A 16,731-nucleotide genomic window follows, 5' to 3' on the forward strand; every position below is an offset into this window, starting at 1 on the left:
CCTGTGGGAGCGGGCTTGCTCGCGAAAGCGGTGTGTCAGCCAATACCAATGTCGACTGAAACACCGCTTTCGCGAGCAAGCCCGCTCCCACAGGGTTTGCGGCGCATCAGCTGTCTTCTTCTATATCCAGCAACAAATTCTCCAGCGCCTCGCGGTACTCGCCCGGTTCCTTCCACATCCCGCGCTGCTGCGCTTCCAGCATCCGCTCGGTCATGTCGCGCAAGGCATGCGGATTATGTTCGCGAACAAACTCCCGGGTCGCCGGGTCCAGCAAATAAGCATCCGCCAGCAACGCGTACTGGTGATCGTCGATCAGTTGCGTCGTCGCGTCGAAGGCGAACAGGTTATCGACCGTCGCCGCCAGTTCAAACGCACCTTTGTAGCCGTGGCGCGTCACGCCGTCGATCCACTTCGGATTGGCTGCCCGCGAGCGGATCACCCGGTTCAACTCTTCCTTCAACGTGCGAATTTTCGGCAAGTCCGGCTGACTGTGATCGCCATGGTAACTGGCCGCTGCTTCGCCGCTCAGGCTTTCCACGGCGGCGAGCATGCCGCCCTGGAACTGGTAATAGTCGTTGGAATCGAGCAAGTCATGCTCGCGGTTGTCCTGGTTTTGCAGCACGGCCTGAACCTGGCTCAGGCGCTGGGCGAACTGCTCGCGGGCCGCGGTGCCTTCGTCTGTACCGCCGTAAGCGTAGCCGCCCCAGTTCAGATACACCTCGGCCAAGTCCTCGCGGCTCTGCCACAATCGACCGTCGATGGCGCCCTGCACACCCGCGCCATAAGCACCGGGTTTTGCGCCGAAGATTCGCCAACCGGCCTGGCGCCTGGCCGCTTCCTCATCGAGCCCCGATTGCAGTAGCATTTCACGCTCGGCGCGGACCTTGGCGGCCAATGGATTGAGATCGTCCGGTTCATCCAGCGCGGCGACCGCTTGCACGGCGGCGTCGAACAGGCGGATCAGATTGGCAAAGGCATCACGGAAGAACCCGGACACGCGCAAGGTAACGTCGACCCGCGGACGGTCGAGCAGACTCAGCGGCAGAATTTCAAAATCATCGACGCGCTGACTGCCCGTCGCCCACACCGGGCGCACGCCGATCAGCGCCATGGCTTGCGCGATGTCATCGCCGCCGGTGCGCATGGTCGCGGTGCCCCAGACCGACAGGCCGAGCTGACGCAGGTGATCGCCGTGATCCTGCAAGTGCCGCTCGAGAATCAGGTTCGCCGACTGGAAACCGATGCGCCAGGCGGTGGTAGTCGGCAGGTTGCGCACGTCCACCGAGTAGAAATTGCGCCCGGTCGGCAGCACGTCCAGGCGACCACGACTTGGCGCACCGCTCGGGCCGGCCGGGACGAAACGACCGCTGAGGGCGTCGAGCAGACCGCGCATTTCCGCTGGGCCGCAGGCGTCCAGCCGTGGCGCGACCACTTCGCGCAGGTTGTCGATGATCGCGCCCACGTCAGACCAACCCGGACCCTGTGGGAGCGGGCTTGCTCGCGAAAGCGGTGTGTCAGTCGATATTGATTTGCCTGACACACCGCTTTCGCGAGCAAGCCCGCTCCCACAGGGTCCGGGTTTGGCTTGAGGATGATTTAGAGTCTGCGAGACCAGTTGAGCTGCGAACAGTTCAAGGCGTTCGCGGGTGTCACCAGCGGTGCGCCAGACTTCATCAGCGACGCGCTGCAATTCAGCCGGCCGCGGCCCGACCCAAGGCTCAGCCAACGCACAATCCAGAGGATCGAAACCCAATTCAAACGCCTTCGCCAACGCCCGCAACAAACTCGATTGTGCCCCTCGCCCATCGCCTCGCGGAATCCGCAACAGCGCCAGCAACGTATCGATGCGCAAACGCCCGGTCGGCGACTCGCCGAAAATGTGCAGGCCATCGCGGATCTGCGACTCTTTCAAATCGCACAGGTAAGTGTCCAGACGCGGTAACCAGATCGCCGCATCAGTATCGCTGTCGAGCTTCTCGTCCAGCTGCAGTTCACGGTCGATGTGCGTGTCGCGCACCAGTTGCAGTATGTCGCGCTGCAACTCCCGGGCGCGACGCGGATCAAGCAATTGTGCTTCGTAATATTCGTCGGCCAACAGCTCGAGATTACGCAGCGGACCATACGTTTCGGCGCGAGTCAGCGGCGGCATCAGGTGATCGATGATCACCGCTTGCGTGCGACGCTTGGCCTGGGCACCCTCGCCCGGATCATTGACGATAAACGGATAGATGTTTGGCATTGGCCCGAGCAACGCGTCCGGCCAGCAGCTTTCCGACAGCCCGACGCCTTTGCCCGGCAGCCATTCGAGGTTGCCGTGTTTGCCGACGTGGATCACGCCGTGAGCGCCGTAGGTGTTGCGCAACCAGAAGTAGAACGCCAGATAGCCGTGAGGCGGCACCAGGTCGGGGTCGTGATACACCGCGCTCGGGGCAACCTGATAACCCCGCGCCGGTTGAATGCCGATGAAGGTCAGGCCGAAACGCAGCCCGGCGATCATCATCCGTCCGCCGCGGAACATCGGATCGTTTTCGGGCGTGCCCCAGCGTTCCAGCACGGCTTGACGGTTGGTCTCGGGCAAGGCGTTGAACATCAGGTTGTAGTCGTCCAGCGCCAGGCTTTGATGACACGGACGCTGGTCGAGGGTATCGAGGTCGTTGCTGACACCGCCGAGCAATTGCTGGATCAACGCGGTGCTGCTGTCCGGCAGTTCGGCGGGCAGCGGATAACCTTCTGCGTGCAACGCACGGAGGATATTCAACGCGGCGGCCGGCGTGTCGAGACCGACACCATTGCCGATCCGTCCGTCGCGTGTCGGGTAGTTGGCGAGGATCAGCGCAATGCGTTTTTCGCTGTTCGGCACCCGCGCCAGATCAATCCAGCGCCGCGCCAGTTCGGCGACAAAGTCCATGCGCTCAGGTGCAGGCCGATAGCAGACCACATCGGACTGACTGCGCTCGCTGCGCCACGCCAGGTCCTTGAAGCTGATCGGGCGGCTGATGATTCGCCCGTCCAGCTCGGGCAGCGCAATGTGCATCGCCAGATCCCGCGGGCCGAGGCCTTGCTCGCTGGCACGCCAGCCGGGTTCGTTGTCCTGGGCGCAGATCGCTTGAATGACCGGGATATTGCGGCAAAACGGTCGCAAATGCGGCGCTTCGGGGCTGGACTGGGCGAAACCGGTGGTGTTGAGAATCACCCCTGCTTCGACCTCATCCAGCCAGTCCTCGACCACCGTCAGGCAGCCGGGCTCCTTCAAACTGGCCACGGCAATCGGCAACGGGCTCAACCCCGCCGCTTGCAAGCGCTGGCAGAAAACATCGATGAATGCGGTGTTCGCCGCCTGCAAATGCGAGCGGTAAAACAGCACCGCCGCCACCGGTTGACCGGCCTGCCAGTCGGCCTGCCAATCACTCAATGCGGCGGGGCTTTTTTGCGGGTGGTAGATCGCGGTGCGCGGCAGGGTTTGCGGTTCGGCCCACGCATAATCGCGATCCAGCCAGCGATTGGCGAGGCAGCGAAACAGGTCGAGCGCGTTGGCCATGCCGCCCTGACGCAAGTAGTGCCAGAGCCGATCGCGGTCTTCAGGCATCACCGTGCTCAGGTCGCTGAGCTCCGGGTCCGGGCGATCATCGCCGGGCACCAGAATCAGCTGTACGCCACGCTGCGAAAGCTCGACCAGACGCTCGACGCCGTAGCGCCAATAGGCGATGCCGCCGTGCAGCGAGATTAAAATCACCTTGGCGTGGCGCAGCACTTCGTCGACATACAAATCGACCGAGGCGTGATTCTGAACCTGCATCGGGTTGGCCAGGCGCACGCTCGGGTAGTCGTCGGGCAACTGCTGCGCCGCTTCGGCGAGCAACGCCAGGCTGGAATCGCCGCTGCACAGGATCACCAGCTCGGCGGGGGTTTGTCCAAGGTCGGCAATGTTGTCATCCGAGACGAAACCGCCGGGCTGGGTCCTGAGCAGGTGCATGGGTTAAACGCTGAGCGCGGCGCGCAATTGCGCTTCGAGTTGCGCGGCGTCCAGCGCCTGACCGATCAACACCAGACGCGTGGTGCGCGCTTCATCGGCGCCCCACTGACGGTCGAAATGCTTGTCGAATCGCGTGCCCACGCCCTGGATCAGCAGGCGCATCGGTTTGTTCGGGATGGCGGCAAAGCCTTTGACGCGCAGGATGCCGTGCTTGACCACCAATTGGGTCAGCGCGTCCAGCAGCAGGCTTTCGTCGGCTTGGGGCAGTTCGATGGAAATGGAGTCGAACGCGTCGTGATCGTGATCATCTTCGCCTTCATGGTGGTGATCGTGATGGCTGTGACGGCTGTCGATGTGTTCTTCAGAACCGGCGCCGAGGCCAATCAGCACGTCCAGTGGCAGACGACCGCTGCTGGCTTCGATGACTTTCACCGCCGGCGGCAGTTCTTCGGCGACTTCCAGGCGTACGCGGGCCAGGTCTTCCGGGCTGATCAGGTCGGCCTTGTTGAGGATCACCAGGTCGGCGCTGGCCAGTTGGTCGGCGAACAGCTCGTGCAGTGGCGATTCGTGGTCCAGGTTCGGGTCGAGTTTGCGCTGGGCGTCGACCTGATCCGGGAAGGCAGCGAAAGTGCCGGCGGCAACGGCCGGGCTGTCGACCACGGTGATGACCGCGTCCACGGTGCAGGCGCTGCGGATTTCCGGCCACTGGAAGGCTTGCACCAAAGGCTTCGGCAGGGCCAGGCCGGAAGTTTCAATCAGGATGTGATCGAGGTCGCCGCGACGGGCAACCAGTTCGCGCATCACCGGAAAGAATTCTTCCTGAACGGTGCAGCACAGGCAGCCGTTGGCCAGTTCGTAGACCCGGCCGTTGGCTTCTTCTTCGGTGCAACCGATGGAACACTGCTTGAGGATTTCGCCGTCGATGCCCAGCTCGCCGAACTCGTTGACGATCACCGCGATGCGGCGGCCCTGAGCGTTGTCGAGCATGTGCCGCAGCAAGGTGGTTTTGCCCGAGCCGAGGAAGCCGGTAACGATGGTGACGGGGAGTTTGGCCAGTGTTTTCATCGGATGCCCTTTGGCAAGGTGGCGGGCATACGGGACGACGACCGCTGCTGCACAGGCAGGCGCGCGGAAGATTTCGCCACCGGATCACCCCGCCCGGTTGTAGTGAGAATTCGTGTCGAGGCAGGTCTCCTGGCTGGCGGTGTGCCTGTCGCTAGACTGGCGTTTGCTGCGCCTTCCCGCGGGCTCCAGGGCTGGAGCGTGCAGTGGCGTGGCAGCGAACATCACCGTTCACAGTTGCGGGGGCAGCCGCGGCATTGACCGCGTTCCCTTCTTAGCTTCGGCAAACGCCGAAGAACCTCGAAAGCGCAAGGCTACGCATCGTCTTGGGGCGGGTCAATGTCCACGCTGAGTTCTGTGGTGCCTGAGACGACGCCTTCGCGAGCAAGCCCGTTCCCACAGTTGATCGCGTTCCAATGTGGGAGCGGGCTTGCTCGCGATGAAGGCGCCTCGGTCTCGAGATGAGAACGCCTGCCAATTGACGCCCAACCCCCGCCCATGCTCTCCTACACGCCTTGTTACGGGTGCCCTTCACAGGGTGAAACGGGAAACCGGTGAATCATGTGCTTTACTCAAAGCCATGTCAGTCCGGTGCTGCCCCCGCAACGGTAAGCGAGCGAAGCGTCAGATCCACTGTGCCAGCAGTTCGGCATGGGAAGGTGACGCTTGCAGGTTTCGGCTGACGCCCAAGCCCCTCGCGAGCCCGGAGACCGGCCCGCAACACAAAGTGACGATTACGTTCACTGAATAACAAACCCGCGGTGGGCGGGCGCTGTTTGAATCTCTGCGAGCCCGATTCGCAGGGCTCTTCCATGCGCTCTATTCACCCGCTGACAGACCAGAGGGAAGCGCCATGTCGATCATCAGCAGCACCGGCCACACATCCGCCAGCACCACCACTTCAACCCTGACTCAACGCCTGACCGTCGCCGTCTGTGCGTCGATCCTGGGCGCGTGCCTTGTGTATTTCGCCGGTTTCTCGCACATCGAAGCGGTGCACAACGCCGCACACGATACCCGTCACAGCTCCGCGTTCCCGTGCCATTGAGACCTGCCGACATGATCAAGCGTATCGCGCAAACCGCAGGCTTTACCGGGCTGCTGGCCGCCCTGCTGCTGACCCTGCTGCAAAGCTTCTGGGTCGCTCCGCTGATTCTGCAGGCGGAAACCTACGAAAAATCCGAACCGGCTGTTGTTGAGGTTCACGAACATGCCGCCGGTGCCGCCGCTCATTCCCACGATGCCGAAGCCTGGGAACCTGAAGACGGCTGGCAGCGCGTGCTGTCGACGACGGGCGGCAACCTGGTGGTTGCAGTGGGTTTCGCGCTGATGCTCGCCGGCCTCTACACCTTGCGTGCGCCGACCAAAACCTCCCAGGGCCTGCTTTGGGGCCTGGCCGGTTACGCGACGTTCGTGCTGGCACCGACCCTCGGCCTGCCGCCTGAATTGCCCGGCACTGCCGCGGCGGATCTGGCACAACGGCAAATCTGGTGGATCAGCACTGCAGCGTCCACCGCTGTCGGCATCGCGCTGATCGTGTTCAGCCGTCACTGGCTGATGAAGATCCTGGGCGTGGCGATTCTCGCCGTTCCTCACGTCATCGGCGCACCGCAACCGGAAGTGCACTCGATGCTCGCGCCGGAAGCCCTGGAAACGCAGTTCAAAATCGCTTCGCAGCTGACCAACGTGGCGTTCTGGCTGGCCCTGGGCCTGATCAGCGCCTGGTTGTTCCGCCGCAAAAGCGATGGCCAATACCACGCATGACAGACACTGGCACAGCGCCGACGTTAGTGGTCGGCCTGGGCTGCCAGCGCGGCTGCCCCGTCAGCACACTGCGGGCATTACTCGATCAGGCGTTACAGGCGCATCAAATCGGACTTCACCAGATCAAGGCCCTGGCCAGCATCGACTTGAAGCGCGACGAACCTGCTCTGATCGAGCTCGCCGCACAACTCTCGCTGCCCTTGATGTACTTCAGCAGCGAACAACTGGCCGGCTATCAATCGCGACTCAGCCACCGCTCAGACATCGCTTTTGAACGCACCGGCTGCTATGGCGTAGCAGAAAGTGCCGCCCTCGCCCTCGCTGAACAACTGGCTCAGGCACCGGCAAAACTGCTGATCTTGCGACAAAAATACGCCCAGGCCACCCTGGCATTGGCCGGCACTGCGTAAAATCCTCGATAATCCCGCCTTCGATCATGAGCAATCTTCATCTGAAGCCTTGCCCAGACCTTTTTCTGACAGGAAACGACGATGACCGTCTACTTCATTGGCGCAGGTCCCGGCGACCCGGAACTGATCACCGTCAAAGGCCAGCGCCTAATCCGCAGTTGCCCGGTGATCATCTACGCCGGTTCCCTGGTGCCCGCCGCGGTGCTGGAAGGCCATAGCGCCGGACAGGTGGTCAACAGCGCCGAACTGCACCTGGAACAGATCATCGAACTGATCAAGACCGCCCATGCCAATGGCCAGGATGTGGCGCGGGTGCATTCCGGCGACCCGGGTCTGTATGGCGCGATTGGCGAGCAGATTCGCTACCTGCGTGAACTCGACATTCCCTTTGAAATCATTCCCGGTGTCACCGCCACGGCGGCCTGTGCGGCGCTTTTGGGCGCGGAGTTGACGTTGCCGGACGTGTCACAGAGCGTGATTTTGACCCGCTACGCCGACAAGACTGCGATGCCCGCCGGTGAAGAACTGGGGAGTCTGGCGCAGCATGGAGCGACCATGGCGATTCACCTTGGGGTCAATCATCTGGAGAAAATCCTGGTTGAATTGTTGCCGCATTACGGCGCGGACTGTCCGATTGCGGTGATCCACCGGGCGACATGGCCGGATCAGGATTGGGTGGTGGGAACGATTGCGGATATTGCCGGGAAGGTTGAGGCGAAGGGGTTTCGGCGTACGGCGTTGATTCTGGTGGGTCGGGTGTTGGGTAGCGATCACTTCAGTGAGTCATCGTTGTATCGCGCAGGGCATGCGCATCTCTATAGACCATAGGACCCCTTCGCGAGCAAGCCCGCTCCCACATTGGATCTCCTGCGCGCACAGATTTTGTGTTCGACAACGATCCACTGTGAGAGCGGGCTTGCTCGCGAAGGCGCCAGTGAAATTTATCCATAAAAAAACGGCACTCACGGGGCGCCGTTTTTTCATTTTTGCAGCGAACACCTTACTTAGTAGTAGGCGTTTTCTTTCTGCGTATGGTCGGTCACGTCACGAACACCCTTGAGCTCGGGGATGCGCTCAAGCAAGGTGCGCTCGATGCCTTCACGCAGGGTGACGTCCGCCTGGCCGCAGCCCTGGCAACCGCCGCCGAACTTCAACACGGCGATACCGTCGTCGACCACGTCGATCAGGCTGACCTGACCGCCGTGACTGGCGAGCCCCGGGTTGATCTCGGTTTGCAGGTAGTAGTTGATGCGCTCGTTGACCGGGCTGTCGGCGTTGACCATCGGGACTTTGGCGTTTGGCGCCTTGATGGTCAGTTGGCCGCCCATGCGGTCGGTGGCGTAGTCGACAACCGCGTCGTCCAGGAAAGCTTCGCTGAACGAGTCGATATAAGCAGTGAAGCTTTTCAGCCCCAGCGCAGTGTCTTCGGGTTTTTCTTCGCCCGGCTTGCAGTAGGCAATGCAGGTTTCGGCGTACTGAGTGCCAGGCTGGGTGATGAAGACGCGGATGCCGATGCCCGGGGTGTTCTGCTTGGAGAGCAGATCAGCCAGGTAATCGTGGGCGGCGTCGGTAATGGTAATAGCGGTCATGGAAACTCCTCGCAGGCTTGGGCGCAGTTTACGCCAATCATCGCGCCGTACAAAGTCCTAGTATTTTTGTCGGGAAAGCGCCGGTTCGACACGAGGCGGCGATTGGCCGTCATTCCGCGCGTCAAGCCACCGATAGCTGCTTTTTGGTTGCGACGCAAACGGCGAACATCACGTCCCCTGTGGGAGCGGGCTTGCTCGCGAAGGCGGTGTGTCAGGCAATAGCGATGTCCATGACACACCGCCTTCGCGAGCAAGCCCGCTCCCACATTGGTTCAGCGGTGCCTTACCGATCCGACACCGGCCCACCATCAAAAGTCGATCAAAGATTCTCGTAGCGGTTCATGTCCAGCACGCCCTCTTCCACCGGGTCGGTTTCGTGGACGTACTGGCTCAGGTCATGGAAGTAAAACCAGAACTGCGGATGGCTACGACGAATCCCCCAGCGTTCAACGATTTTCTCGAAACGGTTGGTGTCCCTGGCATTTTCCATCGCCTCCACAAACGCTGGCACCTGCTCGGCGGGAATGTTGAACATGAAGTTCGGATAGCTGCTGAGTACGCCCGGGAATAGGGTGAGCGTGTCGAGCCCCGGTTGGTAACGCAGCGACTCGCCCAGCAGGAACGCCACGTTGCTGTGCGCGCGGTTGCGCAACAGGCTGTAAACCTCACGCTTGCCGCTCGCCGTTTCGATACGCAGCATGGTTGCTTCCGGCAACTGATCGATGACTTTCAGCCCGGCGGCAGGACGCGAGGTCAGGCGGCTGAGCGCTTGCTCGGCACTTTGCAATGCAGAATCAATGTTCGGCCGCGAGCAATAAGCGCCATCGCAGCGGTTGATCGGGTCGGGCTTGGCATTGAGTTCACCGTAACGAGTCAGTAACTGCATCGCAAAATCGCGCTTCGGGTCTTTCTCGTCGAGTTTCAGCGCCGTCGGTTTGTCGTTGTCGATGGCTTCATAGTCGAGCCACATCTTGAATTTGCCGCTGCTCTGATACCAATCGTCGAGATAGCCGTCCCGGGAATCGGCGGGCATCAGGCGCAGGAAGTTCTGTTCGGCGCCGTTGCGAATCAGGTCGAAATACAGACGCGTCTGAGCCTGATGGGAGACGTTGCCGAACACGTCGAAGTTGACCGCCAACTGATAGTACGTGCGCTCCAACAGCGGAAAATCGAACAGCCACATCGTTTGCGGCACATCGCCGATCAGGCCCTTGTTCACCGAGGCACTGTCGAAGTGCCGGAAAATGCTCAGCAGCGCGTTGTCGTTGCCTGCCCACAAGGTCGACCAGCCCGGCGCGGGTGAATCGGCGTAGTAGTCGCGGCGCAGCGCCTCGTACTTGTTGCGCTTGTCGCGGTAGTCATGCCACAGGCTCAGCACACTGCCGACATCGTCGTTCTGCCCCGGCATCGCCAGCAGTGGCGTGGCCTGACCGCGGTAATTGGGGTCGATGATGTAGAGGTCGTGTTCGGGCGCCTGAAACAGCGCCCAGAAATTATCGCGGATCACGTCGGTGGCAATCTGGCCACGACACACCGGCCCGCGGATAAACGTGCGCACAAAGTACTCGGCGTTATCGAGCATGAACTGATAGCGCGCCTGCGCCGGGATCGCCTCGAACGTGGCAAACGGATTGGCCCGGCGTTCCGGCCCGTAACCCGGCAAGGCGTTGACCTGCCATTTACCGTTGTAGAACAGGCTTTTGATCCGCGCCATCTTCGCCGCGCTCAGCGGATAGGTGATGTGGGTCTTCTGCACGATCACGCCCTGCACCGGCCACAAGCGGTAATACACCTGCGTACCCGGATCGTCATTCGGGCGGCGCGTGTTGATCAGGTCAATCGGCTGGCCGCTGGGCGTGCGCGAACGCACCCACTGAAAGAAATGCCCCGGCTCGCCCTCCTTGAAGTAAATGTGGGCGAGGAACCAGTGCTCAAACAACCAGCGCCCCACCAGGCTCTGGCGGGCGCCCGGCGAGTTGAGCAGGTTTTCCCACTGCACCACTTGCAAGGCTTCTTTCGCGGACGGCAGCAGACCTTGCTCGTCGATCGGCGCACCCGAGGCCAGCCAGCGTTGCAGCGTCTGGTACTGCTGATCGGTCAGGCCGGTAACCGCCAGCGGCATGCCTTCCTTCGGATGCGCGCTGGCGTAACCGTCGAACTCGGCCGGCATCGCGCACATGTTTTCCCGGTTCAGACCGAGGACGATGTCTTCCGGCAATTTGGCGTTGGGCGTCATCGGCGTTGTGTGACCCAGTTCCAGCATCCGCGCCATCAGCGCGGCCTGGCTGCCCTGAGCGTCGAGCACCGGATAGAAGCCCTTTTGCTGCCAGGCGTGCTTGCCGAAAGCGTCATAAAACAACCGGGTCGGCGCGGCCGCCTGACTGCGTTCGCCGTCGTAGACCGGGACTTTCGACGCGCCGCGCGCAGCCCCCTCGCCGCTGCCCAGATTGAGCTGACAGGCGGAGTCATTGCAGGCATGGCAGGCCACGCACTTTTCGGTGAAGATCGGTTGGATGTCGCGGCTGTAGGAAATGGCAGCAGAAATCGCCGGATCCTGCGCTACGGCGCCCCAGCTTAAAAACAGCAATACACTGCCGATGACGACGCGATACGACATGTCCCTGTTCCCGATCCCTGAAAAAACGCCGCGATTCTACCGGGACAGCGCCCACATCAACATGAGCGATATTCATGAAAAAACCGCACATGCTCTAAAAGCGCACAGGTTTGCTATGATCCCGGCCCTTCGTCATGGTCTTTCCGAGTAGTCCCAATGTCCGATCGCAGTGTTCGCCTTCAAGCCCTCAAGCACGCCCTCAAAGAGCGCATTCTGATTCTCGATGGCGGCATGGGCACGATGATCCAGAGCTACAAGCTCGAAGAGCAGGATTATCGTGGCAAGCGCTTTGCCGACTGGGCAAGCGATGTCAAAGGCAACAACGACCTGTTGGTGCTGACGCGCCCGGACGTGATCGGTGGTATCGAAAAAGCCTACCTGGATGCCGGCGCTGACATTCTGGAAACCAACACCTTCAACGCCACCCGGATTTCCATGGCCGATTACGGCATGGAAGAACTGGCCTACGAACTGAACGTAGAAGGCGCTCGCCTGGCGCGCAAGATCGCCGACGCGAAAACCCTCGAGAACCCGGACAAGCCGCGCTTCGTCGCCGGCGTGCTCGGCCCGACCAGCCGCACCTGCTCGCTGTCGCCGGACGTCAACAACCCCGGCTACCGCAACGTGACCTTCGATGAACTGGTGGAGAACTACACCGAGGCCACCCAAGGCCTGATCGAAGGCGGCGCCGACCTGATCCTGATCGAAACCATTTTCGACACCCTGAACGCCAAAGCCGCGATCTTCGCCGTGCAAGGGGTGTTCGAAGAGCTGGGCATCGAACTGCCGATCATGATTTCCGGCACCATCACCGACGCCTCCGGCCGTACCTTGTCGGGCCAAACCACCGAAGCGTTCTGGAACTCCGTGGCCCACGCCAAGCCGATTTCGGTCGGTCTGAACTGCGCCCTTGGCGCCAGCGAACTGCGCCCGTATCTGGAAGAGCTGTCGAACAAGGCCAGCACCCACGTATCGGCGCACCCGAACGCCGGCCTGCCGAACGAGTTCGGCGAGTACGACGAACTGCCGGCGGAAACCGCCAAGGTCATCGAAGAGTTCGCCCAAAGTGGCTTCCTCAACATTGTTGGCGGCTGCTGCGGCACCACGCCGGGCCACATCGAAGCCATCGCCAAAGCCGTGGCCGGTTATGCGCCACGTGAAATTCCGGACATTCCGAAGGCCTGCCGCCTCTCCGGTCTGGAGCCGTTCACCATTGATCGCAGCTCGTTGTTCGTCAACGTCGGCGAACGCACCAACATCACCGGTTCGGCCAAATTCGCCCGCCTGATCCGTGAAGACAACTACACCGAAGCCCTGGAAGTCGCCCTGCAACAGGTCGAAGCCGGCGCCCAGGTGATCGACATCAACATGGACGAAGGGATGCTCGATTCGAAGAAGGCCATGGTGACCTTCCTCAATCTGATTGCCGGCGAGCCGGATATCTCCCGCGTGCCGATCATGATCGACTCCTCGAAGTGGGAAGTGATCGAAGCCGGTCTGAAATGCATTCAGGGCAAGGGCATCGTCAACTCGATCAGCATGAAAGAAGGCGTCGAGCAGTTCATTCATCACGCCAAACTGTGCAAGCGCTACGGCGCCGCAGTGGTCGTGATGGCCTTCGATGAAGCCGGTCAGGCCGACACCGAAGCGCGCAAGAAAGAAATCTGCAAACGCTCCTACGACATTCTGGTCAACGAAGTCGGCTTCCCGCCGGAAGACATCATCTTTGACCCGAACATCTTTGCCGTGGCCACCGGTATCGAAGAACACAACAACTACGCCGTGGACTTCATCAACGCCTGTGCCTACATCCGTGACGAGCTGCCGTATGCGCTGACCTCGGGCGGCGTGTCCAACGTGTCGTTCTCGTTCCGTGGCAACAACCCGGTGCGTGAGGCGATTCACTCGGTGTTCCTGCTGTATGCGATCCGCAACGGCTTGACCATGGGTATCGTCAACGCTGGCCAACTGGAGATCTACGACCAGATCCCGGTCGAGTTGCGCGACGCCGTCGAAGACGTGATCCTCAACCGCACCCCGGAAGGCACCGACGCCCTCCTCGCCATCGCCGACAAGTACAAGGGCGACGGCAGCGTCAAGGAAGCCGAGACCGAAGAGTGGCGCGGCTGGGACGTCAACAGACGTCTGGAACACGCACTGGTCAAGGGCATCACCACGCACATCGTCGAAGACACCGAAGAATCCCGCCAGTCCTTCGCGCGTCCGATCGAAGTGATCGAAGGCCCGCTGATGTCGGGCATGAACATCGTGGGTGACCTGTTCGGCGCCGGCAAAATGTTCCTGCCGCAGGTGGTGAAATCCGCCCGCGTAATGAAGCAGGCCGTGGCGCACCTGATCCCGTTCATTGAACTGGAAAAAGGCGACAAGCCGGAAGCCAAGGGCAAGATCCTGATGGCCACGGTGAAAGGCGACGTGCACGACATCGGCAAGAACATCGTTGGCGTGGTGCTGGGCTGCAACGGCTACGACATCGTCGACCTCGGCGTGATGGTGCCGGCAGAGAAGATCCTGCAAGTGGCCAAGGAGCAGAAGTGCGACATCATCGGCCTGTCCGGGCTGATCACGCCTTCGCTGGATGAAATGGTCCACGTCGCCCGCGAGATGCAGCGTCAGGACTTTTACCTGCCGTTGATGATCGGTGGCGCGACCACCTCCAAGGCGCACACGGCAGTGAAGATCGAACCGAAGTACAGCAACGACGCGGTGATCTACGTCACCGACGCCTCCCGCGCCGTCGGTGTGGCGACGCAATTGCTGTCCAAGGAATTGAAACCGGCGTTCGTCGAGAAGACCCGCCTGGAATACATCGACGTTCGCGAGCGCACCGCCAACCGCAGCGCCCGCACTGAACGCCTGAGCTATCCGGCCGCCATCGCCAAGAAGCCACAGTTTGACTGGAGCGCCTACGAGCCGGTCAAGCCAACCTTCACCGGGTCGAAGGTGCTGGACAACATCGACCTGAAAGTCCTCGCCGAATACATCGACTGGACACCGTTCTTTATCTCCTGGGACCTGGCCGGCAAGTTCCCGCGCATCCTTGAAGACGAAGTGGTCGGTGAAGCTGCGACCGCGCTGTATGCAGACGCCCAGGAAATGCTCGCCAAACTGATCGACGAGAAACTGATCAGCGCCCGCGCGGTGTTCGGTTTCTGGCCGGCCAATCAGGTGCGCGACGACGACATCGAAGTCTACGGCGATGACGGCAAGCCATTGGCCAAGCTGCATCATCTGCGTCAGCAAATCATCAAGACCGACGGCAAGCCGAATTTCTCCCTGGCCGACTTCGTGGCACCGAAAGACAGTGAAATCACCGACTACGTGGGCGGCTTCATCACCACCGCCGGCATCGGTGCCGAAGAAGTGGCCAAGGCGTATCAGGACGCTGGCGACGACTACAACTCGATCATGGTCAAGGCCTTGGCCGACCGCCTGGCCGAGGCCTGCGCCGAGTGGCTGCACCAGCAGGTGCGTAAAGAGCACTGGGGTTACGCCAAGGACGAGACGCTCGACAACGAGGCGTTGATCAAAGAGCAATACACGGGCATCCGCCCTGCTCCGGGCTACCCGGCGTGCCCGGATCACACCGAGAAAAGCACGCTGTTTGCCTTGCTCGACCCGGAAGCCCGCGAAATGCAGGCCGGCCGCAGCGGCGTGTTCCTCACCGAGCACTACGCAATGTTCCCGGCGGCGGCGGTCAGCGGCTGGTACTTCGCTCACCCGCAGGCGCAATACTTTGCCGTGGGCAAGGTCGACAAGGATCAGGTGCAAAGCTACACGTCGCGCAAAGGGCAAGAGTTGAGCGTGACCGAACGCTGGCTGGCACCGAACCTGGGTTACGACAACTAAAATCACTCTCTGGCCACAATCCTGTGGCCAACAGAGATCCCCAACTGTGGGAGCGGGCTTGCTCGCGAAAACGGTGTATCAGACGACAATGATGTCGACTGACACAGCCCCTTCGCGAGCAAGCCCGCTCCCACAGGTGTTTTGGGGCGTTCACAAATATCCGGATCAATACTGATCAAGTGTGGGAGCGGGCTTGCTCGCGAAAACGGTGTATCAGACGACATTGATGTCGACTGACACGGCCCCTTCGCGAGCAAGCCCGCTCCCACAGGTGTTTTGGGGCGTTCACAAATATCCGGATCAATACTGATCAAGTGTGGGAGCGGGCTTGCTCGCGAAAGCGGTGTATCAGACGACATTGATGTCGACTGACACGGCCCCTTCGCGAGCAAGCCCGCTCCCACAGGTGTTTTGGGGCGCTCACAAATATCCGGATCAATACTGATCAAGTGTGGGAGCGGGCTTGCTCGCGAAAACGGTGTATCAGACGACAATGATGTCGACTGACACAGCCCCTTCGCGAGCAAGCCCGCTCCCACAGGTGTTTTGGGGCGCTCACAAATATCCGGATCAATACTGATCAAGTGTGGGAGCGGGCTTGCTCGCGAAAGCGGTGTATCAGACGACATTGATGTCGACTGACACGGCCCCTTCGCGAGCAAGCCCGCTCCCACATTTGGTTTGTGCATGTCGCTGATTGTCTATGCTTACCACACACACATCCGTGCCGAGGAGTTTATGGACGATCCAGTCGACAACAAGCCGCCCACGTTCTGGCAGATGCTGCACAGCGTCATGGCGGCGGCGTTCGGGGTGCAGAGCGGGAAGAACCGGGCCCGGGATTTCACTCACGGCAAGCCCAGTCATTTCGTGATTCTGGGGATTCTGTTCACGACCGTGTTCGCATTGACGCTCTACGGCATCGTGCAACTGGTAATGCTGCTGGCAGGGGTTTAGCGCATCAGGGTTTGCAAGTTGAACGGATTGCGACAGGACGTCGGCCGGCCCTTGGCCGACAGTCGACGGAAGGTCATGCAATTCCAGCAGTGTTCGTCCGAGCCCCCGAAAATTCGCTGCGCACTCTAGCCAGCGAACCTCCGTAAAACGGCGCTTATTCCGGTTTTTGTCTAACAGTTGTCAGAATCGGGCCCGGACGGGGTCGGTTACTGATGGCTGACCCAGAATACCGCGGTGCCCACAACCAGAATGATCAGAAACAGAATGGCCCAAGCATCGACCGTACTGTCAGGCTTTGAAGCTTTGGTAGGGTTGCTCATTGCATCGCCTCTTGTCGGTTTTATCGGTGATTGCATAAAGACTCGACCACAGTAAAGACGAGGATTGCCCGCGCGACAAATACGGGTTTATCAATAACGGTTCTCGTTAGTCGTTTTGGTTCTTTACATATACTCAAACATCACTTTTGCGCATAACTCCAAACTGGTATCT

The 16,731-nt window shown here is 60.9% G+C and carries 10 protein-coding genes and 2 riboswitches; of the genes, 6 read left to right on the forward strand and 4 right to left on the reverse strand.

The window, feature by feature from the left end; translation table 11 throughout:
- Window positions 1-106 precede the first annotated feature (106 nt).
- Together cobN and cobW are read right to left on the reverse strand one after the other, a co-directional pair.
- Window positions 107-3,973, reverse strand: a complete 3,867-nt coding sequence (cobN, locus tag ACA073_RS13960) for a cobaltochelatase subunit CobN (RefSeq protein WP_497396940.1) — start codon at window positions 3,971-3,973, stop codon at window positions 107-109.
- A 3-nt stretch (window positions 3,974-3,976) separates the two neighbouring features.
- Complete coding sequence (gene cobW / locus ACA073_RS13965; RefSeq protein ID WP_497396942.1) at window positions 3,977-5,038, reverse strand: cobalamin biosynthesis protein CobW; 1,062 nt, start codon at window positions 5,036-5,038, stop codon at window positions 3,977-3,979.
- Between the two features lie 102 nt (window positions 5,039-5,140).
- Window positions 5,141-5,353, reverse strand: a riboswitch (cobalamin riboswitch).
- A gap of 187 nt (window positions 5,354-5,540) precedes the next feature.
- Window positions 5,541-5,768: riboswitch (cobalamin riboswitch) on the forward strand.
- Window positions 5,769-5,888: 120 nt separating this feature from the next.
- Here cobW and ACA073_RS13970 point away from each other — a divergent pair.
- The 4 genes from ACA073_RS13970 to cobM all read left to right on the forward strand — a co-directional run bounded on the left by ACA073_RS13970 (window position 5,889) and on the right by cobM (window position 8,037).
- Window positions 5,889-6,083 carry a CbtB domain-containing protein gene (locus ACA073_RS13970; RefSeq protein WP_497396944.1) on the forward strand — a complete coding sequence of 65 codons (195 nt, stop codon included), beginning with the start codon at window positions 5,889-5,891 and terminating at the stop codon, window positions 6,081-6,083.
- Window positions 6,084-6,094: 11 nt separating this feature from the next.
- Entirely contained in the window at window positions 6,095-6,799 is a 705-nt protein-coding gene (locus ACA073_RS13975; RefSeq protein ID WP_497396946.1) for a CbtA family protein, read from the forward strand.
- Window positions 6,796-7,209: a cobalamin biosynthesis protein gene (locus tag ACA073_RS13980; protein ID WP_497396948.1), complete on the forward strand. Its 414-nt coding sequence runs from the start codon at window positions 6,796-6,798 to the stop codon at window positions 7,207-7,209. Before ACA073_RS13975 ends, ACA073_RS13980 begins: the two co-directional genes overlap by 4 nt.
- 81 nt (window positions 7,210-7,290) lie before the next feature.
- Complete coding sequence (gene cobM, locus ACA073_RS13985; protein ID WP_497396950.1) at window positions 7,291-8,037, forward strand: precorrin-4 C(11)-methyltransferase; 747 nt, start codon at window positions 7,291-7,293, stop codon at window positions 8,035-8,037.
- A 176-nt stretch (window positions 8,038-8,213) separates the two neighbouring features.
- On the opposite strand, the gene nfuA is transcribed toward cobM, so the two are convergent.
- Together nfuA and ACA073_RS13995 are read right to left on the reverse strand one after the other, a co-directional pair.
- Entirely contained in the window at window positions 8,214-8,798 is a 585-nt protein-coding gene (nfuA, locus tag ACA073_RS13990) for a Fe-S biogenesis protein NfuA (RefSeq protein ID WP_028621370.1), read from the reverse strand.
- Between the two features lie 319 nt (window positions 8,799-9,117).
- Window positions 9,118-11,415 carry a fatty acid cis/trans isomerase gene (locus tag ACA073_RS13995; RefSeq protein WP_497396952.1) on the reverse strand — a complete coding sequence of 766 codons (2,298 nt, stop codon included), beginning with the start codon at window positions 11,413-11,415 and terminating at the stop codon, window positions 9,118-9,120.
- A 156-nt stretch (window positions 11,416-11,571) separates the two neighbouring features.
- On the opposite strand from ACA073_RS13995, the gene metH reads away from it, so the two are divergent.
- The gene (gene metH / locus ACA073_RS14000; RefSeq protein WP_497396954.1) at window positions 11,572-15,282 is read left to right on the forward strand and encodes a methionine synthase; all 3,711 of its coding nucleotides are present in this window, start codon (window positions 11,572-11,574) and stop codon (window positions 15,280-15,282) included.
- Between the two features lie 738 nt (window positions 15,283-16,020).
- Window positions 16,021-16,239 carry a DUF2970 domain-containing protein gene (locus tag ACA073_RS14005; RefSeq protein ID WP_497396956.1) on the forward strand — a complete coding sequence of 73 codons (219 nt, stop codon included), beginning with the start codon at window positions 16,021-16,023 and terminating at the stop codon, window positions 16,237-16,239.
- Window positions 16,240-16,731 lie beyond the last annotated feature (492 nt).

The organism is Pseudomonas sp. LBUM1670, from assembly GCF_059695695.1.

Bases quoted from the DNA above. Each gene is read 5' to 3' on its own strand.
- ACA073_RS13980 (WP_497396948.1), top strand. From the start codon at position 6,796: ATGACAGACACTGGCACAGCGCCGACGTTAGTGGTCGGCCTGGGCTGC.
- ACA073_RS13975 (WP_497396946.1), top strand. From the start codon at position 6,095: ATGATCAAGCGTATCGCGCAAACCGCAGGCTTTACCGGGCTGCTGGCC.
- cobM (WP_497396950.1), top strand. From the start codon at position 7,291: ATGACCGTCTACTTCATTGGCGCAGGTCCCGGCGACCCGGAACTGATC.
- metH (WP_497396954.1), top strand. From the start codon at position 11,572: ATGTCCGATCGCAGTGTTCGCCTTCAAGCCCTCAAGCACGCCCTCAAA.
- cobN (WP_497396940.1), bottom strand. From the start codon at position 3,973: ATGCACCTGCTCAGGACCCAGCCCGGCGGTTTCGTCTCGGATGACAAC.
- ACA073_RS14005 (WP_497396956.1), top strand. From the start codon at position 16,021: ATGGACGATCCAGTCGACAACAAGCCGCCCACGTTCTGGCAGATGCTG.
- ACA073_RS13970 (WP_497396944.1), top strand. From the start codon at position 5,889: ATGTCGATCATCAGCAGCACCGGCCACACATCCGCCAGCACCACCACT.
- ACA073_RS13995 (WP_497396952.1), bottom strand. From the start codon at position 11,415: ATGTCGTATCGCGTCGTCATCGGCAGTGTATTGCTGTTTTTAAGCTGG.
- cobW (WP_497396942.1), bottom strand. From the start codon at position 5,038: ATGAAAACACTGGCCAAACTCCCCGTCACCATCGTTACCGGCTTCCTC.
- nfuA (WP_028621370.1), bottom strand. From the start codon at position 8,798: ATGACCGCTATTACCATTACCGACGCCGCCCACGATTACCTGGCTGAT.